Consider the following 23,825-nt stretch of genomic DNA (forward strand, 5'->3'; position numbering starts at 1 on the left):
CGGGCCCCGAGCACGGGAAGCTAGAGTTCACGGATGGCCACAGGCCACGAAAGGCGACAATGACAGATACCACCACCCCATCGACGGACGAGCCGGTCGACCCGGTAGACCGCGTGCTCTCACGCGCGGACGCACGATCGGGAGTGAGTGTGTTCGGCGCGGCGCAGGCGCTGCAGGACGCGTCGACGGCCTCGTACGGAGATTCCGACGGCGACCAGTGGGACCGCGAGGACCGCGCGGCGCTTCGGCGTGTGCCCGGTCTGTCCACCGAGCTCGAAGACGTCACCGAGGTCGAGTATCGACAGCTCCGACTGGAGAACGTCGTCCTGGCCGGCGTGTACCCGCAGGGGTCGCAGGAGGATGCCGAGAACTCGCTCCGCGAACTCGCCGCCCTCGCTGAGACCGCGGGCGCCGTGGTCCTCGACGGCGTGCTGCAGCGCCGTCCGCACCCCGACCCCGCCACGTACATCGGCCGGGGCAAGGCGGCGGAGCTGCGCGACATGGTCGTCGCCGTCGGCGCCGACACGGTCATCGCCGACACGGAGCTCGCCCCCAGCCAGCGACGCGCCCTCGAGGATGTCGTCAAGGTGAAGGTCATCGACCGGACCACCGTCATCCTCGACATCTTCAGCCAGCACGCGAAGAGCCGGGAGGGCAAGGCGCAGGTCGAACTCGCCCAGCTCGAGTACCTCCTGCCGCGTCTGCGCGGATGGGGTGACTCCATGAGCCGCCAGGCGGGTGGCCAGGTCGGCGCCGGTGGCGCCGGTATGGGTTCGCGTGGTCCCGGTGAGACGAAGATCGAGCTCGACCGTCGCCGCATCCGCACCCGCATGGCCATGCTCCGCCGTCAGATCCGTGACTTCGGGCCGGCGCGCGAGGCCAAGCGCGCGGAGCGCAAGCGCAACACGATTCCGTCGGTGGCGATCGCCGGCTACACGAACGCCGGCAAGTCGAGCCTCCTGAACCGCCTCACCAGTGCCGGCGTGCTGGTCGAGAACGCGCTGTTCGCGACCCTGGATGCCACGGTGCGCCGCGCGGAGGCTGCAGACGGCCGGGTGTTCACGCTCACCGACACCGTCGGGTTCGTCCGCAACCTGCCCCACCAGCTCGTCGAGGCGTTCCGGTCCACGCTCGAGGAGGTGGCCGGCGCCGACGTCATCGTGCACGTCGTCGACGGGTCGCATCCCGACCCGGCTGCGCAGCTGGCGACCGTGAGAGACGTCATGGGCGATGTCGGCGCGCGGTCGACGAACGAGATCGTCGTCTTCAACAAGGCCGACCTCGTCGACGACGACACCCGACTGGTCCTTCGCGGCCTCGAGCCCGCTGCGCATTTCGTCTCGTCGCGGACGGGCGAGGGGATCGCCGAGCTCCGCGAGGCCGTCGAGGCGGCGCTGCCGCTCCCGGCGGTGGAGGTTCGCGCACTCGTCCCGTACGACCGCGGCGACCTGGTGAACGCGGTCCACGAATCCGGCCTGATCGTCTCCACGAGCCATGAGGAGGGCGGCACGGCCGTCCACGCTCACGTCTCGGAACGTCTGGCCGCCGACCTCGCGCCCTACGCCGTCGTCTGACGGCGCCCCGGCATCCCTCAGCTGAGCTCGATCGGAGGGATGCCGGGCGCCTCGAACCCGAAGACGCCGCCCAGGAAGGCGAGTTCGGACTCGAGCGAGTGGACGATGGTCTCGGCACGGCGGAAGCCGTGGCCTTCGCCCTCGTAGAGCACGTAGGCGTGGGGCACCCCGCGCGCGGCGAGGGCGTCACGGATGGCCTCCGCCTGCGACGGGGGCACCACGTCGTCCTCGGCGCCCTGCAGCAGCAGCACCGGCACGCGGAAGCGCTCGGTGTGGCCGAGGGGCGACCGTTCGAGGTAGAGCGCCTCCGCCTCGGGCAGCGGGCCGATGAGGCCGTCGAGGTAGCGCGCCTCGAAGTCGTGGGTGTCGGTGGCGAGCGTCCGCGCGTCGCCGACGCCGTACCGGGAGATGCCGGCGGCAAAGGCGTCGGTGCCGACGAGCGCGGCGAGCACGGTCCAGCCGCCCGCGGAGCCTCCCGCGATCGCGATACGTGCAGGGTCTGCGTGACCGCGTGCGCCGAGTCCCTCGGCCGCGGCGGCCACATCCTCGACGTCCACGACACCCCACTGACCGCGGAGGCGATCGCGGTACTCGCGTCCGTAACCGGTGGAACCGCCGTAGTTGACGTCGAGCACGCCGATGCCGCGACTCGTGAAGTAGACGATCTTGCTGTCCGCCACGCCGCCGACGTGGGAGGTGGGCCCCCCGTGCACGAACACCACATAGGGCGGCAGCTCTCCGTCCGGCGCGGTGTGGTCGGGGTTGGTGGGCGGATGGTCGTACGCGTGCACGTCGCCGTGGCGGCCCGCGACGGTCAGCTCCCGGACGGGAGGCGTCCATTCCTCGCCGAGGCTCGAACGGCTCCCGCGGACGAGCGTGGCGGTGCCCGCCTCGTCGATGAGCCACACCCCGGTCACCCCGGTGCCCGCTCCCGAGACGAGGGCGGCAGCCCCGCGGGTGTCCTCGATCACCGCGCGAGCACGAACGGGGACGTCGAGGCGTTCGGCCACCGCGTCGTCGAGGTGCACGATCTCGTCCGCGCCGTGAGTGCGGATGGCGATCGTCCTCCCGTCGGCGAGCGGCGCGAACCACCGCGCCCCCAGCACCCACAGCCCGCCACCGGTGTCGGCATCCGCCGGCGCTACCGGCTCGGATGCCGAGCCTCGCCCGGTCGCTCGCGCTGCGGCATCCGTGCGGTACAGGTTCCACCGACCGGTCGGCTCGTCGATGTAGAGCAGCGAGCCGTCGGCGGCCCATTCGGGCTGGAGGGCGGCCGTCTCGCCGGAGCTCACCGACGACCACTCCGCGACGACGCCGTCGACGACGCGGCCGACGCGGAGCTGCGTCCGGTCCCAGGGCATGTCGGGGTGATCCCAGGCGACCCACGCGAGGAGCGACCCATCGGGCGACAGGGCCGGCTGAGCGACGAAGGTGCTGCCGGCCACGACCTCCGTGACGGCGACGGGTCCGTCGGTGGCGATCGACACGATCGAACGGGCGGGCACGCGCTGCGCGCCGTGGACCTCGCGGATGGCGAGGAGTGCTCCCGCCTGCCAGCGGAGGCCACCGTGTCGGGCGGCCGGGTCGGCGGGGGTGAGGGCGACGGGATCCTCTCCCGGTCGCAGCGCCCAGACCCGCTGGTCGGTCTTCTCCACGAAGAACAGACGTCCGTCCGGCGAGGTCGTCCACGCCCCGCCGCCGTACTCGTGCACGCGCGAGCGCGCATCCCACGGCGACGGCAGCACATCGGCGACACCGCCACCCTCGGTCCGGCGCCGCACCGACGACCTGCCGCCCTCGCTGGGGAGCGACTCGCCCCACCAGATGTCTTCGCCCACGAACCGCGCTCCGTCGAAACGAGCCGACCCTGCGGAGGCATCGGAGGCGGACAGCGGCGAGGGCCAGGAGCCGTAGGGCGCGATCGTCGTCATGGCTCCACGCTACGCGTCGCCGACACAGGGCGTCATACGCCCGTCGCCGGGGTGTCCGCCGTCGCTAGCATGGCCGCATCGTGACCCGGACTTCGGGTCTGGAGCGACAGCCGAGCCCGGCACCCGCCCGTGATGAGACCGCGTCCTGCGCGGTCCGCGGCCGCCTGGCCCGAGTCCTGTCCCCGGATCCGGAAGTGTTCACATGTCGATACCGCACGCGCACCCTGCGGGCACGGTGCCGGTCTCCTTCGAGGTCTACCCGCCGCGCGACGCGTCGTCGTTCGCGGCGCTGTACGACGTCATCGACCGCCTCGCCGCGGTGGATCCCTCGTTCATCTCGGTGACCTACGGCGCCGGCGGCTCGAGCGGCGGCCGGTCGCTCGAGGTGCTCACCCACATCCTCCGGGAGACGCAGGTCGAGCCCCTCGCGCACCTCACCTGCATCGGAAGCTCGTACGCCGGGTCCACGGCCCTGATCCGCGAGTTCCTCGACGCCGGCATCCGGTCGTTCCTCGCCCTCCGGGGCGATCCCCCCGGCGGAGAGCCCGGCGGCGACGGCGACCTCGAGAGCGCTGCCCAGCTCGTGCAGCTCATCGAGCGCGTCCAGGCCGAGCGCACCCCCTACACCGAAGCGCCGATCCCCGGCGTCCCCGGCGCCGCACGGGTCGAACGTCGCGACCGGGTCGAGATCGCGGTGGCGGCGTTCCCCAACGGCCACCCCCGTTCCCGCCACCCCCACGAGCACCTCGATGCCCTCGTGGCGAAGCAGGCGGCCGGCGCCACGTTCGCCATCACGCAGCTCTTCTTCCACGCCGACGACTACCTCGCGTTCGTCGAGCGGGCCCGCGCCGCCGGGGTCGTGATCCCGATCCTCCCCGGCGTCATGCCCATCACCTCACCCGCCCGCCTCCGCCGCATCGTCGACCTGACGGGCGAGGAGCTCCCGGGCGAGCTCGCCGTCGCGCTCGACGTCGAGCCCACGACCGCCGGGCGTCGCGCGATCGGCGTCGCGCACGCTGCGCGCCTGTGCCGGGAGGTGCTCGCCGGGGGAGCACCCGGCATCCATCTGTACGCGTTCAACAGTTCCGAGACCGTCCTCGCCACCTTGGCGGCGGCGGGCGTCACCACCCCTCAGAAGGAGACCACCGCATGACCGCTTTCCCCGCCGGAACGATCCTCGGCTACCCCCGCATCGGACCCCGCCGCGAGCTCAAGCGCGCCGTGGAGGCCCACTGGCGCGGCAGCCTCTCCGAAGCCGAGCTCGAGGCGACGACGGCGGAGCTCCGCCGCGCGACCCGCTCCCGCCTCGTCGAGCTCGGCCTCGGAGCGGACGACTCGTCGATCCCCGAATCGTTCTCGTACTACGACCAGGTCCTCGACGTCGCGGCGACGGTCGGGGCGATCCCCGACCGCTTCGGGCACCTGCGCGGCGCCGACGGCTCCGTGCCGCTCGCAGCGCTGTTCGCCGCGGCGCGCGGCGTCGGTCAGGCGGCACCGCTCGAGATGACGAAGTGGTTCGACACGAATTACCACTACCTCGTGCCCGAGATCGGCCCCGAGACGGTGTTCTCGCTCACGAGCGACCGATTCGCGCGCCAGGTCGCCGAGGCGAAGGCCGACGGCGTGACCACGCGCCCCGTCGTCGTCGGTCCGGTCACCTTCCTCGCCCTCGCCAAGCCGACGGATGCCGCCGGCTCGAACTATCGTCCCCTCGACCGTCTGGAGGACCTGCTCCCTGTCTACGTGGAGCTCCTCACTGCGCTGCGGAGCGCCGGGGCGGAGTGGGTCCAGTTCGACGAGCCCGCGCTGGTGAGCCAGTCGCTCGGCCACAGCGACGACGACGTCGCCGCCGCCGCGGAGCGGGCCTACGCCGTGCTCACGGATGCCGCGTCACGCCCGTCGATCCTCGTCGCCGCCGGCTACGCGCAGCTCTCCGATGCCGCCTGGCAGGCCCTCGCCTCGTCGGACGTCGAGGCGCTGGCCATCGACCTCACCCGTGGCGGCGTGCCTGCGCCCGCCGCGGGGCTGGCCGCGAAGACGGTCGTCGCTGGCGTCGTCGACGGGCGCAACGTCTGGCGCGGCGACCTTGCGGCAGCCGCCGATCGCCTCGAAGAGGTGGCGGCGCTCGGTGCGGCGGCCGTCACGGCGGCCACGTCGACCTCGCTCCAGCACGTGCCGTACGACGTGTCCATCGAGACGGACCTCGACGAACGGCTCGTCTCGTGGCTCGCCTTCGCCGACCAGAAGGTCGCTCAGATCGAGGTGCTCGCGCGCGGGATCCGCGAGGGCCGCGCCGCGATCACGGGCGACATCGGCGCGGCCGCCGCAGCGCTCGCCGACCGGCGGGCCGCGCCCGGCGTCCGCCGCGACGACGTGCGCGACCGAACGGCATCCCTCGCCTCGTCGCACTACTCCCGTGTCGCGTACGCGGAGCGTCTGCAGGCTCAGGAGGCCGCCCGCGACCTGCCCCTCCTGCCCACCACGACCATCGGGTCCTTCCCGCAGACGGCAGAGATCCGCCGCGCGCGGGCGGCCTTCGTCGGCGGCGACATCGACGGCGCCGCGTACGACGGGTTCCTCCGCGAGGAGATCGCCCGGGTCATCGACTTGCAGGAGGAGATCGGGCTCGACGTCCTGGTGCACGGCGAGGCCGAGCGCAACGACATGGTCCAGTACTTCGCGGAGAACCTCGACGGGTTCGCCGTCACCCGGCAGGGCTGGGTGCAGTCGTACGGATCGCGCGCCACGCGGCCCTCGATCCTCTGGGGTGATGTGTCGCGCCCGGCCCCCATCACCGTGCCGTGGGCCGAATACGCGCAGTCGCTTTCCGCGAAGCCGGTGAAGGGCATGCTGACCGGCCCCGTCACGATCCTCGCCTGGTCATTCGTCCGTGACGATCAGCCGCTCGGCGAGACGGCCGATCAGGTGGCGCTCGCGCTGCGCGACGAGATCGCCGACCTCGAGGCGGCCGGGATCGCGATCGTCCAGGTCGACGAGCCCGCCCTCCGGGAGCTCCTGCCCCTGAAGACGGCCGATCAGCCGTCCTACCTCGACTGGTCGGTCGCGTCGTTCCGGCTCGCCACCGCCGGGGCACACGTGGCGACTCAGATCCACACCCACCTCTGCTACTCGGAGTTCGGCGTCGTCATCGGCGCGATCGCGGCTCTCGACGCCGATGTCACCTCGATCGAGGCGGCGCGCAGCCGGGGTGAGGTGATCACGGACATCGCGACCTCCGGCTTCGACCACGGGATCGGCCCCGGGGTCTATGACATCCACTCGCCGCGGGTGCCCTCGACGGAGGAGGTCTCGGAGCTCATCGAGCGCGCTGTGGCGGAGCTCCCGCTCCGGCAGATCTGGATCAACCCCGACTGCGGGCTCAAGACCCGCGGATACGAGGAGACGGTGGCCTCGCTGCAGAACACGGTCGCCGCGGCGAACGCCGTCCGGGAGCGCCTGACCGCGCGCGTCTGAGAGACGACGAAGGGGATGCCGCATCGCGCGGCATCCCCTTCGTTCTGCCGGAACACGTCCGGCGGCGCAGCTCACACGGCGCGGAGGACGGCGACCACCTTGCCGAGGACCGTGGCGTCGTCGCCGAGGATCGGCTCGAACGCCGAGTTGCGGGGGAGCAGCCAGGTGTGGCCGTCGCGCTGACGGAACGTCTTCACGGTCGCCTCGTCGTCGAGCATGGCGGCGACGATCTCGCCGTTGTCCGCGGTCGACTGCGACCGGATCACGACCCAGTCGCCGTCGCAGATCGCCGCGTCGATCATCGAGTCGCCCGAGACCTTGAGCATGAACAGCTCGCCCTTCCCGACGAGCTGTCGGGGGAGGGGGAAGACCTCTTCGACCTGCTGATCGGCAGTGATGGGGACGCCCGCGGCGATGCGCCCGACCAGCGGCACCATCGCCGCGTCGCCGACGGCCGGTGCGGTGTCCGCGGGATTCTCGCCCGCCGCGCCGGGAAGGTCGATCAGGACCTCCATCGCGCGCGTCTTGCCCGGGTCGCGGCGCAGGTAGCCGCTCAGCTCGAGCTGGTTGAGCTGGTGGGTGACGCTGGAGAGGGACTTCAGCCCGACGGCGTCGCCGATCTCGCGCATGCTCGGCGGGTAGCCGTGTCGGGCGATCGAGCGCTGAATGACCTCGAGGATCGCGAGCTGCTTGTCGCTGAGGCTCTTCCGCCGACGCGTCTGCGGCTTGTCGCTCATGTCGTTCCTTTCATGGCCCCCCGGCGTTCCCGGGTGCACGTCTCATCCGATGTCGGAGGTCGGTGATGGGCTGTGGTCATCGAAACCGTAGCCGGTGTCGAGGCGATCATTCCGCAGCCGACCGCGTGTCGTCTTCGATCGATCTCCGATCCGGCTTCGCTTGACAGCCTACGAGACTCGAAGATAGATTCGGAAGAGAACTTCGCACACTGCACGTCTCACCTGCGGGATGGATGCGAATTTCTCACCTGACCGGGGTGACCCGAGGAGGAACACCATGAGCACCATGACTGTGACCCACATCGACCGACCGACCATCGGCGCCACGCGCCTTCGCCTCACGACGCGTGGTCGACGCGTGCTCGCCGGCATCGTCGCCGCTCCCGCGATCGCCGCGCTCGGCTTCGCGATCCTTTCCGGCGGCGGTGCTCTCGCGACCAACGACTCGGGCGCACCCGCGGGCACCTTCGACACCGTCACCGTCCTGCCGGGCGAGTCGCTCTGGTCGATCGCCGAGGACATCGCGCCGGGCCACGACCCTCGCGATGTCGTCGACGCGATCATCACGCTGAACGCCCTGCCGTCCGCCGTGCTCGACGCCGGCCAGTCCCTCTCCGTGCCGACCGCCTACACCGCCGACAGCGGCAAGTGAGTGCGCCGCCCGGCCTACGATGGTCGGGTGAGTGCGAGTCTGGACGACCTACCCCTCCGCGATGATCTGCGCGGAAAGACGCCCTACGGAGCCCCGCAGGCGCCGTTGCCGGTAGCGCTGAACGTGAATGAGAACACGCACCCGGTACCCGAAGAAGTCGCGGACGACATCCTCGACGGCATCGCCCAGGCACTGCGCGAGATCAATCGCTACCCCGACCGCGAGTTCACGGCGGTGCGGGAGGGGTTCGCGTCCTACCTCGGTCACGGTCTCCAGCCCGAGCAGATCTGGGCGGCGAACGGATCGAACGAAGTGCTGCAGCACATCCTGCAGGCCTTCGCAGGCCCGGGCCGAACGGCCTTCGGCTTCGCGCCCACTTACTCGATGTACCCGCTCCTCACCGGCGCGACCGGGGCTCGCTATGTCAGTGGAACGCGCGGCGTGGACTTTACGCTGAGCGCGGCGGATGCGGCGGCGCAGATCGACGACGCGCAGCCCGACGTGGTCTTCCTCTGCGCGCCGAACAACCCCACCGGAACCCCGCTCTCCCTCGAGGTCGTCGAGGCCGTCTACGAGGCGTCGCGCGGCATCGTCATCGTGGATGAGGCCTACGCGGAGTTCGCCCCGCGCGAGGAGCCGTCCGCCGTCACGCTCCTGCACGGGCGTGAGCGGCTCGTCGTCTCGCGCACGATGAGCAAGGCGTTCGCGTTCGCGGGTGCCCGAGTCGGCTATCTGGCCGCCGACCCCGCCCTGATCGACGCGCTGCGGCTGGTCCGCCTGCCCTATCACCTGAGCTCGCTGACGCAGGCAGCGGCGACTGCGGCGCTCCGGCACGCTCCAACGATGCTCGGGATGGTCGACGAGATCGTCGCGCAGCGCGACCGCATCTCCGCCACGCTGTCCGCCCTCGGGTACACGCCCTACGAGAGCTGGTCGAACTTCGTCCTGTTCGGTGGGGTCGAAGACCCGCACGCGACGTGGCAGGCGCTCTACGACCGCGGCATCCTCATCCGCGACGTGGGTCTTCCTCACACGCTCCGGGTGACGGCCGGAACCGAACAGGAGTCCACCGCCTTCCTCGAGGCGCTCGCGTCGCTCTGAACCGACATGCGGGCGGCCCCGCAGTGGTCGCTCGATAGACTCGAGACATGAGCAGCCCCGCATCCCGCACGGCATCCGTCCGTCGCGCGACGAGCGAATCGACGATCGAACTCGAGTTGAACCTCGACGGCACGGGGCGGAGCCACATCGACACGTCGGTGCCGTTCTTCGATCACCTGCTGACCGCGTTCGCCAAGCACTCGCTCACCGATCTCACCGTGCGGGCGACCGGTGACACCCACATCGACGCACACCACACGGTCGAGGACACCGCGATCGTCCTCGGACAGGCCATCCGCGAGGCGCTCGGCGACAAGTCCGGCATCTCCCGGTACGGCGACGCACTCGTGCCCCTCGATGAGGCGCTCGCACAGGCGGTCGTCGATGTGAGCGGCAGGCCCTACCTCGTCCACACCGGCGAGCCGGACGGCTTCGAGTTCCACCTCATCGGCGGTCACTTCACCGGCTCGCTCGTGCGTCACACCTTCGAGGCGATCTCCTTCCACGCGGGCCTCACCGTCCACGTGCGAGTGCTCGGCGGTCGTGACCCGCACCACATCGCCGAGGCGGAGTACAAGGCGTTCGCGCGCGCCTTCCGTCAGGCGAAATCGATCGACCCTGCCGTCGACGGCATCCCGAGCACGAAGGGCGCCCTGTGAGCCAGGTCGTTCCGGGTGATCAGGATGTTCCCGAGGGTCAGGATGCCGCGGGCGCGCCGCTCGTCGCGGTGCTCGACTACGGCTCCGGCAACGTCCACTCCGTCGTCAAGGCGCTGATCGAGGCAGGCGCCGACGCGCGACTCACCCGCGACCGCGGCTTGATCGCCGATGCGGCGGGGCTTCTGGTGCCGGGAGTCGGGTCGTACGCCGCAGTGATGTCCGCTCTCACAGCAGGCCACGGCGACGAGCTGATCGGCAGGCGTCTCGCGGGCGGGATGCCGGTCCTCGGCATCTGCGTCGGCATGCAGATCATGTTCGACGGCGGCGATGAGCGCGGCGTCGAGACGGAGGGCATGGGGGAGTGGCCGGGGCGGGTCACCGAACTCACCGCTCCCGTCCTCCCGCACATGGGGTGGAACACCGTACGCGCGGGCTCGGGATCGACCCTCTTCAGGGGTCTCGAGGACGAGCGGTTCTACTTCGTGCACTCGTACGGCGCCCAGAGCTGGTCGCTCGACGTCATCAAGCCCTTCCGCGAGCCCGTGCTCACCTGGTGCGACTACGGCACGCCGTTCCTCGCGGCCGTGGAGAACGGGCCGCTCACAGCAACGCAGTTCCACCCGGAGAAGTCGGGTGCCGCCGGCATCGCGCTCCTGCGCAACTGGATCGGCTCGCTGCCCTCGTCCTAGTAGTGTTTCCCCCTGTGCGCGCGCTCGGCTCGCACTCGTCCCTCCCCGGAGCCATGAACGATTTCGCATCCACGCCCGAACTGATCCTCCTTCCCGCCGTGGACGTCGCCGGCGGCAAGGCCGTGCGGTTGACCCAGGGTGAGGCAGGAACCGAGACCAACTACGGCGATCCCGTCGACGCCGCCCAGGAATGGGCGAAGCAGGGCGCCGACTGGATCCACCTGGTCGACCTCGACGCCGCGTTCGGCCGCGGCTCCAACGGCCCCCTGCTCCGTCGCGTCATCAAGCAGATGCGCGGCGTTCAGGTCGAGCTCTCGGGAGGCATCCGCGACGACGCCACTCTCGAGGCCGCCCTCGACAGCGGCGCCGCGCGCATCAACCTGGGCACCGCGGCCCTCGAGAACCCGGAGTGGGCCGCCGACGTCATCTCCCGCTACGGCGAGGCCATCGCGGTGGGGCTCGACGTGCGCGGCACGACGCTGGCTGCGCGCGGCTGGACCCGTGACGGCGGCGACCTCTGGCAGGTGCTCGACCGGCTCGAGGATGCCGGCTGCAGCCGCTACGTACTCACCGACGTCACGAAGGACGGCACGCTCAACGGGCCGAACCTCGAGCTGCTCCGCGAGGTCGCCCTCCGCACCGACAAGCCCGTCGTGGCCTCGGGTGGCATCTCGAGCCTCGACGACATCATCGCCCTACGCGAGCTGGTTCCGCTGGGCGTCGAGGGGGCGATCGTGGGCAAGGCGCTCTACGCCGGTGCCTTCACTCTTGCCGAGGCCCTGGATGTCGCCGGACAGTAATCCGCACGATCACGCCGACGGCGGCCGACCGGCCGACTCCGCTGGCGTGCCGTGGGAGGGGCGCAGCTTCCAGCCGAACCCGCACAGCGGCGATGACGGCAGTGCCGATCCCGCACTGGCGGCGGCGCTCGCGTCGTTCCACGCCGGTGAGGGCGACGCGGCATCCGTCGTCGATGCCTATCGGTCAGCCCGGCTGCTCATCCCGCTCGTGGCCGCGAAGGGCGAGGAGGGCGTGGGGCCCACCGGTCTGACGGTCGACAAGACCCAGGAACTGTCGATCGTCACGGTCGCAGCCCCCGACGGCCGGCGTGTACTCCCGGTCTTCTCCGACGTGGCGGCGATGACCCGATGGGATGCCGCGGCTCGCCCGGTGCCGGCAGACGGCATCCGGACGGCGCTCTCGGCCGTCGCCGACGACACCGAGCTGATCGTGATCGATCCGGGAAGCGAGACGGAATTCGTCCTCCGCCGGCCTGCGGTCTGGGCGATCGGTCAGGGACAGCCGTGGGAGGCGCCGCACCTGTCGCCGGAAGTCTTCGCAGGGCTCCAGGAGTCGATCGGCGGGGAGCTCGGCGTCCTCGATCTCTCCGTGGCGACGGGCGATCCGCGCTCGCGTCTGCGCGGGCCCGAACTCGTGGTCAACCTCCACCTGGTGGACGGGCTCGACCAGGCTGCGCTCGACGCGATCCTGCAGCGGCTCGCGACGCGGTGGGCCGCCGACGACCGGGTGGCCGTCCTCGTCGACTCCCTGACGGTCAAACTGCTCCGCGCCTGAGGCCCGCGACCGTTCCCGGTCGGGTCAGGTGACCGGTCCGGTCCACTTCTCGCCGGGGCCCTTGCCGATCGGATCCTGGATGGTCGAGGCCTCGCGGAAGGCGAGCTGCAGGGTACGCAGACCGTCGCGGAGCGAGCGCGCGTGCATGTCGCTGACCTCCGGTGCGGCCGCGGTGATGAGGCCGGCCAGCGCATTGATGAGCTTCCGCGCCTCATCGAGGTCCTTCTGGCTACCCGGGTCGTCGGCGAGGCCGAGCTTGACGGCGGCGGCGCTCATGAGGTGCACCGAGGTGGTGGTGATGAGTTCGACGGCCGGGACGTCCGCGATGTCGCGGGTGGCGGACTGCGCGACGCGGTCCTGCTCCTCCCAGCGAGCCAGTCGCTCGGGGTCGTGGTCGCTGTGGTCTGCGGGAATAGTGCTCACGGGCTGCTCTCTGCTAGACTTCTGCGGATACCGGAGCGTCTGCTCCGCGTCGAAAGAGGATCACATCCCACCCGCGCTTGCCGTTCCAGGCTACCGGGTCACGCACTCCGCCTCGCCCAGCGAGGTTGACCAGGGTGCACACACGAATGCCGATGCGCACGCATCGTGCGGGGTGGACGTGATGATCTTCCGCCCGGCGACACGAATCCCGTGTCCCGGTGATCACCACCCGCACGAAAGAGGAGTTCCGCATCAGCGATCCCCGCACCAATGACCGCATCCGCGTCCCCGAGGTCCGCCTCGTCGGACCCGCGGGTGAGCAGGTCGGCGTCGTCCGCATCGAGGTGGCATTGCGCCTGGCCCAAGAGGCCGACCTCGATCTCGTCGAGGTAGCCCCGAACTCGAAGCCGCCCGTGGTCAAGATCATGGATTACGGCAAGTTCAAGTACGAGGCTGCGCAGAAGGCCAAGGAAGCGCGGCGCAATCAGGCGAACACCGTCCTCAAAGAGGTGCGGTTCCGTCTGAAGATCGAGGCGCACGATTACACCACCAAGCTCAAGCGCGCCGAGGGCTTCCTCCAGGCGGGGGACAAGGTCAAGGCCATGATCCTCTTCCGCGGTCGCGAGCAGTCGCGTCCCGAGCAGGGCGTGCGCCTGCTCCGGAAGTTCGCCGAAGACGTGGCCGAGTTCGGCACCGTCGAGTCGAACCCCACGATCGATGGTCGCAACATGGTCATGGTCGTCGCACCCCACAAGAACAAGTCCGAGGTCAAGACCGAGCAGAACGCCGTTCGCGCGGCGACGAAGCAGGCTGCGCGCGACGCGCGTGGCGGTACGGCCGACGAAGAGACCACCGCTTCCGCTCCGGCGGAGTAAGCGCCCACAGACTCCCGCCCGCGGGATCCACAACGAAGGAAGAGATATGCCGAAGCAGAAGACCCACTCGGGTGCCAAGAAGCGCTTCAAGGTCACCGGGAGCGGCAAGCTGATGAAGCAGCAGGCCAACCTCCGTCACAACCTTGAGGGCAAGTCGACCCGTCGTACCCGTCGCCTCGACCAGGAGCAGGTCCTGGCCAAGGGTGACGCCAAGGTCGCCAAGAAGCTCCTCGGCATCTGATCGCCGACGCACATTAGGAAGTAGAAGAAATGGCTAGAGTCAAGCGGGCTGTAAACGCCCACAAGAAGCGTCGCGTCATCCTCGAACGCGCCTCCGGTTACCGCGGTCAGCGTTCGCGCCTGTACCGCAAGGCCAAGGAGCAGGTCACCCACTCGCTGGTCTACGCGTACCGTGACCGTCGCAAGCGCAAGGGCGACTTCCGTCGTCTGTGGATCCAGCGCATCAACGCTGCGGCCCGTCAGAACGGTGTCACGTACAACCGCTTCATCCAGGGCCTCGGCCTCGCGGGTGTGCAGGTCGACCGTCGCATGCTCGCCGAGCTGGCCGTGCACGAGCCGGCCGTCTTCGCGTCGCTCGTCGCGACGGCGAAGGCAGCGCTTCCGGCGGACGTGAACGCGCCCAAGGCGTAATCGCTCCCACGCATTCCGAAAGGGCGTCCCTCCGGGGGCGCCCTTTCGTGTGTCCGGCTCCGAGGCGCGCCATCCCGCGCCCTAGACTGTAGCCGTGCTCGAAAACCCCCGATCTCCCCGTGTTCGCGCCGTTGCAAAGCTGACCAAGCGCACTGCGCGGCAGGAGACGGGTCTGTACCTTCTCGAGGGGCCCCAGGCGGCGCGTGAGGCGCTGGCGTATCGTCCCGACACCCTCGTGGAGCTGTATGCGACTCCAACGGCATGGGACAAGCACCAGGGCCTCCGCGAGATCGCCGCCGACGCCGGTGTCGAGGTCATCTTCGCGGCGGAGCCGGTTCTCGATGCGATGGCCGACACGGTGACCCCGCAGGGGATCGTCGCGGTGGCGCGACAGGTGCCGACGTCGGTGCGCGACATCTTCGACGATGCGCCCCAGCTCATCGTGATCTGCGAAGAGGTGCGCGATCCCGGAAACCTCGGCACGATCATCCGTGCGGCGGACGCCGTCGGAGCGGATGCCGTCGTCCTCACCGGCCGCACGGTCGATCTCTACAACCCGAAGGTCGTGCGAGCGACGACTGGATCGCTGTTCCACCTCCCGGTGGCCGTCGGCGTCGACCTCGAGAGCACCATCGGACGCGCCCGGTCGGCAGGGCTCCGCGTGATCGCCGCCGATGTGGGCGGCGAGGACTTTCTCGCTCACCGGCAGACGCTCGCCGAACCGACGGCGTGGGTCTTCGGCAACGAGGCCCGCGGCCTCGAGAGCGAGGCACTCGCCCTCGTCGACCTGTCGCTGAAGCTGCCGATCTACGGCCTCGCCGAGTCGTTGAACCTGGCGACGGCCGCCAGCGTCTGCCTCTACGAATCGGCCTTCGCGCAGCGCGCATCCCGTTGACGACGGGCCCCAGGGCCGTCACCCGTTGGTTACGGAAGTGTAAACCCCGCGCCCGGAGCACGGTGAGAACGCGTCCGGCCTAATAGGGTTGCGATTTATGACCACTCCTGCCGCCGATCCCGCGCCGCGCACGTCGAACATCGACGTCCGCCGTGGTGAGCCGCTTGTCGTGATGACCGATGTGCAGAAGCACTACGGCGACTTCCAGGCTTTGACCGACATCGACCTCACGGTCAACCGCGGCGAGGTCGTCGTGGTGATCGGCCCGTCCGGATCGGGCAAGTCGACCCTGTGTCGCACGATCAACCGTCTCGAGACGATCACGAGCGGCACGATCACGATCGACGGCGCCGAGCTCCCGGCCGAGGGCAAAGCGCTCGCAGCGCTCCGCGCCGACGTGGGCATGGTCTTCCAGTCGTTCAACCTCTTCTCGCACCTGACGATCCTCGAGAACGTCACCCTGGGTCCCCTGAAGGTGAAGGGGATGAAGAAGGCGGATGCCGACAAGCTCGCCCGCGAGCTCCTCGATCGAGTCGGGGTCGGCCATCAGGCCGACAAGCTGCCCGCTCAGCTCTCCGGCGGCCAGCAGCAGCGTGTCGCCATCGCCCGCGCGCTCGCGATGAAGCCGAAGGTGATGCTCTTCGACGAACCGACGTCGGCGCTCGACCCGGAGATGATCAACGAGGTCCTCGACGTCATGGTCGGCCTCGCGCAGGACGGCATGACGATGATCGTCGTCACGCACGAGATGGGCTTCGCGCGCAAGGCCGCCGACCGCGTGGTGTTCATGGCCGACGGCCTGATCGTCGAGGAAGCGACCCCGCAGGAGTTCTTCACGAATCCGAAGAGCGACCGTGCGAAGGACTTCCTCTCGAAGCTCATCACCCACTGAGAACGTTCGCGCCCTGCACCGGCGCGACGAACGAACGAACGAAACCAGGAGGATCACATGCGGACCACTCGACTCGCCGGCGCCTTCGCCGGCATCGCGATCGCGGCTCTCGCGCTCGCCGGCTGCAACAGCGGCAGCCCCACGACCCCCGGTGCCGAGGGCGGCGAAGGAGAGGTCAGCGAGGACCTCTGGGAGGTCGCCAGCGACGTCTCCCTCGATGGCAGCCCGACGTTCGACCGGGCATCGGAGGCCGACGAGATCGTCATCGGCGTGAAAAGCGACCAGCCGGGCCTCGGCTACGAGGACGCCGTTTCGGGGGACCGGACCGGATTCGATGTCGACATCGCGCGGTGGATCGCGGCATCCCTCGGCTTCGATGAGGATCAGATCCGCTTCGAGACCATCCCGTCCGCGAACCGCGAGCAGGAGATCGTCAACGGCAACATCGACTACTACGTGGGTACGTACTCGATGACGGATGCGCGTGACGAGGTCATCGACTTCGCCGGGCCGTACCTGATCACCGGTCAGGGCCTGCTCGTTGCTGCCGACGACGACTCGATCAACGGGCCGGACGACCTCACCGACAAGGTCACCTGCTCTGTGACCGGCTCGACGCCTCTGCAGCGCATCCGGGACGAGTACAACGGTGAGGTCACCGAGCGTCAGACGTACTCGGAGTGCGTCGAGCAGCTCCTCAGCGGCCAGGTCGATGCGATCACGACGGATGAGGCAATCCTCGCCGGATACGTCGCGGAGGACCCCGACAACCTGAAGCTGGCGGGAGCGCCGTTCAGCGAAGAGCGTTACGGCGTGGGTCTCGCCGACGGTGACACAGTGCTCAAGGACCACATCAACACCCTCTTCACCGACGGTGGCGACGTGTGGACCGCTCTCTACGAGCAGTACCTGGAGCCCGCCGGCGTCGAAGCGACGCAGCCCAAGGTCGACTGACCTCTCGTCCCGGGGGCGCGGTGACACGCGCTCCCGGGATCTCCCACTTTCTGAGACGTTCGAAAGGACAGCATGGGCGTCATCACCGACAACCTCGACTTCTGGGCTGAGGCGCTCCGCGGCACCCTGTTGCTGTTCTTCGGCGGCGGATTACTCGCGCTCGTCCTCGGCATCGTCGTGGGTGCGATGCGGGTGTCGCCCGTTCCGATCGCTCGGGGCGTAGGCACCTTCTACGTCAACACCATTCGCAACACTCCGCTCACCCTCGTCTTCTTCGGGTTCGCTTTCACGTTGCCGCCTCTGCTCGATGTGCGCGCCAGCGGCGGCGTGCAGGTGATCTTCGCGGTCGCCGCTCTCGGGATCTACACTGCGACGTATGTCGCCGAGACGGTGCGATCCGGAATCAACACCGTCCCCGTCGGTCAGGCCGAGGCGGCGCGGGCGCTCGGTCTCACCTTCGGTCAGGTGATGTCGCTGGTCGTCCTGCCGCAGGCCTTCCGCTCGGTGATCCCGCCGATGATGAGCGTCTTCATCGCTCTGCTCAAGAACACCACCGTGGCCGCCGGGTTCTCGGTGATGAATCTCGGCTCGGCGCGTGACTGGCTCAGCGAGCGCGGCGAGAACCAGCTCGTGGTCATCCTCTGGGTCATGGTCATCTTCGTCGCGCTCGTCCTGCTCTTGTCCTGGGGGCAGCGATCACTCGAGAACCGCTGGAGGGTCGCACGATGAGCGGAAGTGTCCTGTACGACGTCCCGGGGCCTCGCGCCATCGCCAGGAACCGCGTCATCGGCGTGATCACGATCGCAGCGGTCTTGGCGGTCGTCGGATTCCTGGTCTGGCGGCTGGCAGCGACTGGCCAGTTCTCCGCCGAGAAATGGAATGCCTTCACCTACACCCGCATCTGGGAGCAGTTCCTTCTCGCAGCGGGCAGGACTTTGGGAGCGTTCGCCGTTGCGGCAGTTGGCGCTCTGGCGCTCGGATTCCTGCTGGCGATCGGCCGACTGTCAGATCACGCCTGGGTACGGTGGCCTGTCACCGCGGTGGTGGAGTTCCTCCGTGCGGTTCCGGTCCTGGTGACGATGTTCCTTCTCTATTACGGGATGCCGGTGGTTGGTGTCCGGATGGAGGGGTACTGGGTCGTCGTCATCGCCCTGATCGTCTATAACGGCTCGGTCTTGGCTGAGGTCATCCGCGCCGGAGTGGAGTCGCTGCCGCGTGGTCAGTCGGAGGCGGGCTACGCCCTGGGGCTCGACAAGTCCGGCGTCATGCGGCTCGTTCTTCTGCCTCAGGCGATCCGAGCCATGATGCCCGTGATCCTCGCCCAGCTTGTGGTGACTCTGAAGGACACCGCGCTCGGCTTCATCATCACCTACGAGGAACTCCTCTTCTACGCGAAGTACCTGGGATCGCAGAACTCGCTCGATCGCCCGATCGTCCAGGCGACGATCGTGGCCGGTGCCATCTACATCGGCTTGTGCCTCGCCCTCTCTGGTGTGGCGCGCCTTGTCGAGAAGCGGCTGGGCCGTGTGCCCCGCGGCACCCCCGGCCCGGCCCGACCCGTCGCCGAGACGACCGACACCGAGCTGATCATCGCCCAGCGCGGCGCGGGCAAGTTCAACCCCGGCGCGGGCGGGGGCGGCGGACACCTCTGACGTCTTACCGGCGGGCCGCGGTCCGGCCCGCCGGTAGACTCGTCTCTCGTGTCAGACGCACCTGAGATCACCCCCGACGCGGTCGCCGCCGCGGTCGACGAGGCGCTCGCCGCCGTCGCCGCCGCGACCGATACCGCCGCCCTCAAAGCCGCCCGCAATGCGCACACCGCCGAGGGTTCGCCGCTCGCACGGCTCAACGCGCAGCTGCGAAACGTGCCGAACGATCAGAAGGCGGCGTTCGGCAAGCTCGTCGGACAGGCGAGGGGCCGGGTCACGCAGGCGCTGACCGCTCGCGAGGCTGAGCTCGCCGCAGCGGAGACCGCCGCGAAGCTCGAGGCGGAGCGCGTGGACATCACGTCGATCGCTCCACGCACGCGGGTGGGGGCGCGGCATCCGATCTCGCTTCTGCAGGAAGAAATCGCCGACCTGTTCGTCGGAATGGGGTGGGAGATCGCCGAAGGGCCCGAGCTCGAGCACGAGTGGTTCAACTTCGACGCGCTCAACTTCGCGCCCGACCACCCTGCGCGTCAGATGCAGGACACCTTCTTCGTCGACCCGGTCGCCCGCCACCTGGTCATGCGCACGCACACGAGCCCGGTTCAGGTGCGGTCGATGCTCGAGCGCGAGGTGCCGATCTACATCCTCTGCCCGGGCCGGGTGTACCGCACCGACGAGTTCGACGCGACGCACCTGCCCGCCTTCACGCAGTTCGAGGGGCTCGTGATCGACAAGGGCATCACGATGGCCAACCTCAAGGGCACGCTCGATCACGCCGCGAAGGTCCTCTTCGGATCCGAGGCGAAGACGCGGTTCCGCACCAACTACTTCCCGTTCACCGAGCCCTCCGCAGAGCTCGACCTCTGGCATCCCACCTTCCCCGGTGGGGCGCGCTGGATCGAGTGGGGTGGATGCGGCATGGTCAACCCCAACGTCCTCCGTGCGACCGGAATCGACCCCGAGGTGTACTCGGGCTTCGCCTTCGGCATGGGGATCGAGCGGACCCTGATGTTCCGCTCCGACGTCCAAGACATGCGCGACATGGCCGAAGGCGATGTCCGTTTCAGCGAGCAGTTCGGAATGGTGGTCTGATGCGCGTCCCGCTCTCCTGGTTGCGCGAGTACGTCGACGTCGCGCCCGATGCGACCCCCGACGACGTCCTCGCCGCCCTCGTCACCGTCGGCTTCGAAGAAGAGGACGTGCACGGGTTCGACCTCACCGGCCCGATCGTCGTCGGTCGCGTCGTCTCGTTCGACGCCGAACCTCAGTCCAACGGCAAGACCATCCGGTGGTGCCAGGTCGACGTCGGCGCTGCCCACGGCGGCGTCCGCGGCATCGTCTGCGGCGCCGGCAACTTCTTCGAGGGCGACAAGGTCGTCGTCACCCTTCCGGGCGCTGTCCTCCCCGGTCCGTTCCCGATCGCCGCGCGCAAGACCTACGGCCATGTGTCCGACGGCATGATCGCGTCGGCGAAGGAGCTGGGTCTCGGCGACGAGCACTCCGGCATCCTGCGCTTGACCGAACTCGGACTCGACCCGGAGGTCGGCGCCGACGCGATCACGCTCCTCGGTCTCGATGACGTCGCGGTCGAGATCAACGTGACGCCCGACCGCGGGTACGCGCTCTCCCTCCGCGGCGTCGCCCGCGAGTACTCCCACGCCACCGGTGCCGCCTTCCGCGACCCCGCCGCCCGTCCGTTCGAGGAGCTCGAGCAGCCCACCGGCGGATTCGAGATCACCGTCGACGACGCCGCGCCCATCCACGGCAACGTCGGCGCGAGCGAGTTCGTCGTCCGCATCGTGCGGGACGTGGATCCGAGCCGCCCCACGCCGCCCTGGATGGTCGCACGGCTGACCCTCGCCGGCATCCGCTCGCTCGGCATTCTGATCGACATCACCAACTACGTGATGCTCGAGCTGGGCAACCCGATCCACGGCTACGACCTCGACGCGCTCACCGGCGGTATCACCGTGCGACGGGCCGCCGCGGGCGAGAAGCTCACGACCCTCGACGGCAAGGAGCGCACGCTCAGCGCGGAAGACCTCCTGATCACCGACGAATCGGGCCCGATCGGCCTCGCCGGTGTGATGGGCGGAGGCGCGACCGAGATGGGTGACGCCACGCGCAACGTCCTCATCGAGGCCGCCATCTTCGACACGATCTCGATCGCGCGGACGGCGCGACGGCACAAGCTTCCGAGCGAGGCGTCGCGCCGGTTCGAGCGCGGTGTCGACCCGCTCGTCCCCTTCGTCGCCGCGCGCCGGGTCGCCGACCTGATGGTCGAGTTGGCCGGCGGCACCCTGGACGTCACCACAGGCGGAGCGCTCTTCGCCGAGGTCTTCGTGCCGTCGATCGACCTGCCGGCGGCGTTCGTCCCCGGCATCATCGGCGTCGCGTACTCGGATGCCGAGATCGTCGGCGCGCTGGAGACCATCGGGTGCGAGGTGGTCGCCACCGCCGAAGGGTGGGAGGTCATCCCGCCGTCGTGGCGTCCCGACCTCACCGACCGCTGGACGCTGGCGGAGGAGGTCGCCCGGATCCACGGTCTCGACCGCATCCCGTCGATCCTCCCGACGCCGCCGTCCGGCCGCGGGCTCACCGCCGCGCAGCGCGGACGTCGACGGGTCGCCGGCGCGCTCGCCTCGGCCGGTTTCGTCGAGACGATCGCGTTCCCCTTCACGACGGAGGAGCAGAACGACCTGCACGGCTCGTCCGAGGGGGAGCACCTGCCGTCGATCAAGCTCGCGAACCCTCTCGACGGGCAGGCGCCGTTCCTGCGCCGCTCGCTCGTTCCCGGGATGCTGCAGATCGCCCACCGGAACGTGTCGCGCGGCTTCACCGATCTCGCGCTCTTCGAGTCCGGCTCGGTGTTCACCCCGGAGCCCGGAGTCTCTTACGGGACCGACACGGTGCCGCCCCTCGGGCAGCTGCCCGACCCGGCGACGCTCGACGGACTCCACGCCGCCATTCCGCCGCAGCCGCGGCACGTCGCGGTGCTCCTCCACGGCAACGCGGCTCCGAAGCAGCCCGGCCACCCGGCAGTGGCCTTCGAACTCGCCGACGCCCTCGGGGCGGTCCAGACCATCGCGGCAGCGGCCGGGGTCACCATCGACGTGACGCAGGGCCGCCGTGCCGCGCTGCATCCGGGTCGCACCGGCATCCTGTCCGTGCGCGGGACCGCGGTCGGCTACGTCGGCGAGCTGCTCCCGGCCGTGGCGGAGGTGGCCGATCTTCACGGCCGCGTCTACGTCGCGGAGCTCGATCTCGACGGCATCCTCGGCCTGGTCACGGCGCCCGACGTCGCCGCGTCGCTCGCGACGTACCCGGCGGCGACGCAGGACGTGTCGCTCGTCGTGGCGAGCGACGTCGCCGCGGGCGAGGTGCGCGCTGCTCTCGAGGCCGGGGCGGGAGCCCTGCTCGAGTCCGTCAGGCTCGTCGACGACTATCGCGGCGCAGGTGTCGCGGACGGCACCAAGAGCCTGACGTTCGCGCTCCGCTTCCGGGCAGCCGACAGGACGCTCACGGCGGGGGAGGCGACCGACGCGAAACTCGCCGGCGTGGCCGTCGCCGCAGAGCGCTTCGGGGCGGCGATCCGCGACTGAGGCCGGCGCCCGCTGCGGGGCACCTTCCGGCTCGCTGTGGCGTGCGGGTGCGGGAAGAGGCCCGCGCCGCCGCGATCAACCGCGGTCGAAGCGCATGCCGCACGCGTGGGCGTCCGCGTCGGCTGCGACCGTCCCGGTGCGCGCGAAGTCGCCCCAGACGCGCCGCACCGCGAGGCCGCGCGCGGCGACCTCGGGCCATGAGGCCGGCGGCACGAGGCGCGTACGCGTCCACGCCTCTTTCGTGCCGAGGATCAGTGGGACGTCGACCGTGTGCCCCACGCCGATGGGGCTCTGAGCCGGGGCGGTCTCCAGCACGTACCGCACGGCGCGGCCCCCCGCCGCGCGGTGGCGCTCTGCGAACGCCGTCACCGGCCGCGTGTAGACGACCCGCGTCATCGGGTGCACAAGGGCCCGCATCAGGAGTGATCGCAGCGCTCCACCGAGACCACGCACCCGGAGCAGCGCCCCGATCAGGGGGAGAGCGGGCAGGTACATCGCGATCTCCTCGCGGGTGGTGCCGATCAGCAGGTCGACCTCCGGCGCGATCTCGCGCCACGCGGCGTCGCGGTCATCCTCGTCGGGCAACGGCGCGTGGCCGTAGCGCGGACCCCACGGCAGGCCCGCGCGGATCCCCGATGCCCACGACGCACGTTCGGCGCCCGCCTGCTGCCGGAGGACCGCGTCGATGGACGCGTCCACCGGGAGCCGGCGGGTGACACGCGCCATCGCACGGAACATCCGCTCGCGTCCCCCCGTGATCCCGACTGGTGGGCTCTGCACGATCGCCCGGCGGATGAGGCCGCGCGCTCCGTCGCTGATGAGGAGGTGGAGGATCGCGTCTGCGCCCGCCGACTGTCCCATCGCGGTGACGGTCGCGGGGTCGCCTCCGAACGCCGCAATCGAGTCACGGATCCAGCGCAGCGCCTCGATCTGGTCGAGGAGGCCGAGATTGGCGGGCGGGCCCTCGTGCGGGCGGCGCGGACCGCCCCCGCCCCCGCCGAAGCCGAGGATCCCCAATCGAGCGGTGACGGCCACCACGATCACGCGTTGCTCGACGACGAGCGCGCGGGGGTCGTAGATCTCAAGGTCACCGGCGCCCGTCGTGTACCCGCCGCCGTGGAACCATGCGACGACGGGAAGGACCTCGCCGGCACGCACGTCGGCAGGCGCGGTGATCGACAGGCGCTGGCAGTCCTCCGACTGCGCGAGGCCGTCCAGGGCACCCTGCAGGAGCGTCTCGAGGATCCGTGACGACGGCTGCGGGGACGCGGGCGCCCGACCCACCGCCCGGAGCACCAGGAGTTCCCCATCGGGTCCCGTCGCGGGCGCGGCAGGCACGGGCGGCGCGCCGCGGTCGGCGCTCGCGTAGGGGATCCCCGAGTAACGGATCACGTCGCCGTCCCGGCGGCCGGTGACGGGGCCGGATCGTGTCGGGATCGGACCGGGAACGGAGAACGAGGGCATCCGGCAACGGTATCCGTCGATTCCCCGG

Annotated in this window: 23 protein-coding genes; 19 read left to right on the forward strand and 4 right to left on the reverse strand. The window is 70.1% G+C overall.

The genetic code is table 11. The features are described 5' to 3' along the window. The first annotated feature begins 59 nt into the window (after positions 1 to 59). Entirely contained in the window at positions 60 to 1,574 is a 1,515-nt protein-coding gene (hflX, locus tag ACJJV7_RS03795) for a GTPase HflX (RefSeq protein ID WP_405372587.1), read from the forward strand. Positions 1,575 to 1,591: 17 nt separating this feature from the next. On the opposite strand, the gene ACJJV7_RS03800 is transcribed toward hflX, so the two are convergent. Next, positions 1,592 to 3,505, reverse strand: coding sequence for a prolyl oligopeptidase family serine peptidase (locus ACJJV7_RS03800; RefSeq protein ID WP_405372588.1), 1,914 nt, complete (start codon positions 3,503 to 3,505; stop codon positions 1,592 to 1,594). 202 nt (positions 3,506 to 3,707) lie between these two features. Here ACJJV7_RS03800 and ACJJV7_RS03805 point away from each other — a divergent pair, with 202 nt between their 5' ends. Continuing rightward, entirely contained in the window at positions 3,708 to 4,658 is a 951-nt protein-coding gene (locus tag ACJJV7_RS03805) for a methylenetetrahydrofolate reductase (RefSeq protein WP_405372589.1), read from the forward strand. After that, the gene (metE, locus tag ACJJV7_RS03810) at positions 4,655 to 6,979 is read left to right on the forward strand and encodes a 5-methyltetrahydropteroyltriglutamate--homocysteine S-methyltransferase (protein WP_405372590.1); all 2,325 of its coding nucleotides are present in this window, start codon (positions 4,655 to 4,657) and stop codon (positions 6,977 to 6,979) included. The genes ACJJV7_RS03805 and metE overlap by 4 nt, the downstream gene beginning before the upstream one ends. 71 nt (positions 6,980 to 7,050) lie before the next feature. Here the strand turns inward: metE and lexA are convergent, their stop codons facing one another. Further along, entirely contained in the window at positions 7,051 to 7,716 is a 666-nt protein-coding gene (gene lexA, locus ACJJV7_RS03815; protein ID WP_405372591.1) for a transcriptional repressor LexA, read from the reverse strand. 277 nt (positions 7,717 to 7,993) lie between these two features. On the opposite strand from lexA, the gene ACJJV7_RS03820 reads away from it, so the two are divergent. From ACJJV7_RS03820 to ACJJV7_RS03845, 6 genes are read left to right on the forward strand one after another with little or no spacing between them, the layout of a single operon-like run. Next, the gene (locus ACJJV7_RS03820; protein WP_405372592.1) at positions 7,994 to 8,368 is read left to right on the forward strand and encodes a LysM peptidoglycan-binding domain-containing protein; all 375 of its coding nucleotides are present in this window, start codon (positions 7,994 to 7,996) and stop codon (positions 8,366 to 8,368) included. Between the two features lie 27 nt (positions 8,369 to 8,395). Further along, positions 8,396 to 9,469: a histidinol-phosphate transaminase gene (locus tag ACJJV7_RS03825; RefSeq protein WP_405372593.1), complete on the forward strand. Its 1,074-nt coding sequence runs from the start codon at positions 8,396 to 8,398 to the stop codon at positions 9,467 to 9,469. Between the two features lie 47 nt (positions 9,470 to 9,516). Continuing rightward, complete coding sequence (gene hisB / locus ACJJV7_RS03830; RefSeq protein WP_405372594.1) at positions 9,517 to 10,128, forward strand: imidazoleglycerol-phosphate dehydratase HisB; 612 nt, start codon at positions 9,517 to 9,519, stop codon at positions 10,126 to 10,128. After that, a complete protein-coding gene (hisH, locus tag ACJJV7_RS03835) occupies positions 10,125 to 10,817 on the forward strand; it encodes an imidazole glycerol phosphate synthase subunit HisH (protein WP_405372595.1) in 693 nt (230 codons plus the stop codon). The genes hisB and hisH overlap by 4 nt, the downstream gene beginning before the upstream one ends. A 53-nt stretch (positions 10,818 to 10,870) precedes the next feature. Next, positions 10,871 to 11,617: a bifunctional 1-(5-phosphoribosyl)-5-((5-phosphoribosylamino)methylideneamino)imidazole-4-carboxamide isomerase/phosphoribosylanthranilate isomerase PriA gene (gene priA, locus ACJJV7_RS03840; RefSeq protein ID WP_405372596.1), complete on the forward strand. Its 747-nt coding sequence runs from the start codon at positions 10,871 to 10,873 to the stop codon at positions 11,615 to 11,617. Beyond that, entirely contained in the window at positions 11,601 to 12,392 is a 792-nt protein-coding gene (locus ACJJV7_RS03845) for an SseB family protein (RefSeq protein ID WP_405372597.1), read from the forward strand. The genes priA and ACJJV7_RS03845 overlap by 17 nt, the downstream gene beginning before the upstream one ends. Before the next feature lie 24 nt (positions 12,393 to 12,416). On the opposite strand, the gene ACJJV7_RS03850 is transcribed toward ACJJV7_RS03845, so the two are convergent. Continuing rightward, positions 12,417 to 12,815, reverse strand: coding sequence for a DUF1844 domain-containing protein (locus ACJJV7_RS03850; RefSeq protein WP_405372598.1), 399 nt, complete (start codon positions 12,813 to 12,815; stop codon positions 12,417 to 12,419). Between the two features lie 218 nt (positions 12,816 to 13,033). On the opposite strand from ACJJV7_RS03850, the gene infC reads away from it, so the two are divergent. The 10 genes from infC to pheT all read left to right on the forward strand — a co-directional run bounded on the left by infC (position 13,034) and on the right by pheT (position 22,333). Further along, the gene (gene infC, locus ACJJV7_RS03855) at positions 13,034 to 13,690 is read left to right on the forward strand and encodes a translation initiation factor IF-3 (protein WP_405372599.1); all 657 of its coding nucleotides are present in this window, start codon (positions 13,034 to 13,036) and stop codon (positions 13,688 to 13,690) included. 46 nt (positions 13,691 to 13,736) lie between these two features. After that, positions 13,737 to 13,931, forward strand: coding sequence for a 50S ribosomal protein L35 (gene rpmI / locus ACJJV7_RS03860; protein ID WP_036313763.1), 195 nt, complete (start codon positions 13,737 to 13,739; stop codon positions 13,929 to 13,931). Positions 13,932 to 13,960: 29 nt separating this feature from the next. Further along, positions 13,961 to 14,341, forward strand: a complete 381-nt coding sequence (gene rplT, locus ACJJV7_RS03865; protein WP_405372600.1) for a 50S ribosomal protein L20 — start codon at positions 13,961 to 13,963, stop codon at positions 14,339 to 14,341. A 94-nt stretch (positions 14,342 to 14,435) separates the two neighbouring features. Further along, the gene (locus tag ACJJV7_RS03870) at positions 14,436 to 15,236 is read left to right on the forward strand and encodes a TrmH family RNA methyltransferase (RefSeq protein WP_405372601.1); all 801 of its coding nucleotides are present in this window, start codon (positions 14,436 to 14,438) and stop codon (positions 15,234 to 15,236) included. A gap of 172 nt (positions 15,237 to 15,408) precedes the next feature. Next, positions 15,409 to 16,128 carry an amino acid ABC transporter ATP-binding protein gene (locus ACJJV7_RS03875; protein ID WP_405372628.1) on the forward strand — a complete coding sequence of 240 codons (720 nt, stop codon included), beginning with the start codon at positions 15,409 to 15,411 and terminating at the stop codon, positions 16,126 to 16,128. 57 nt (positions 16,129 to 16,185) lie between these two features. Beyond that, positions 16,186 to 17,082 (forward strand): glutamate ABC transporter substrate-binding protein, encoded by an 897-nt coding sequence (locus ACJJV7_RS03880; protein ID WP_405372602.1) that lies wholly within the window; start codon positions 16,186 to 16,188, stop codon positions 17,080 to 17,082. A 72-nt stretch (positions 17,083 to 17,154) separates the two neighbouring features. Then, complete coding sequence (locus tag ACJJV7_RS03885) at positions 17,155 to 17,811, forward strand: amino acid ABC transporter permease (protein WP_405372603.1); 657 nt, start codon at positions 17,155 to 17,157, stop codon at positions 17,809 to 17,811. After that, positions 17,808 to 18,734 (forward strand): amino acid ABC transporter permease, encoded by a 927-nt coding sequence (locus ACJJV7_RS03890; RefSeq protein WP_405372604.1) that lies wholly within the window; start codon positions 17,808 to 17,810, stop codon positions 18,732 to 18,734. Before ACJJV7_RS03885 ends, ACJJV7_RS03890 begins: the two co-directional genes overlap by 4 nt. A gap of 48 nt (positions 18,735 to 18,782) precedes the next feature. Next, the gene (gene pheS, locus ACJJV7_RS03895; RefSeq protein WP_405372605.1) at positions 18,783 to 19,823 is read left to right on the forward strand and encodes a phenylalanine--tRNA ligase subunit alpha; all 1,041 of its coding nucleotides are present in this window, start codon (positions 18,783 to 18,785) and stop codon (positions 19,821 to 19,823) included. Next, positions 19,823 to 22,333 (forward strand): phenylalanine--tRNA ligase subunit beta, encoded by a 2,511-nt coding sequence (pheT, locus tag ACJJV7_RS03900; protein ID WP_405372606.1) that lies wholly within the window; start codon positions 19,823 to 19,825, stop codon positions 22,331 to 22,333. Before pheS ends, pheT begins: the two co-directional genes overlap by 1 nt. 75 nt (positions 22,334 to 22,408) lie before the next feature. Here pheT and ACJJV7_RS03905 read toward each other — a convergent pair whose 3' ends face one another. Further along, a complete protein-coding gene (locus tag ACJJV7_RS03905) occupies positions 22,409 to 23,797 on the reverse strand; it encodes a carboxylesterase family protein (protein ID WP_405372607.1) in 1,389 nt (462 codons plus the stop codon). Positions 23,798 to 23,825 lie beyond the last annotated feature (28 nt).

Source organism: Microbacterium sp. Ld4 (assembly GCF_045066555.1).
GTDB lineage: Bacteria > Actinomycetota > Actinomycetes > Actinomycetales > Microbacteriaceae > Microbacterium.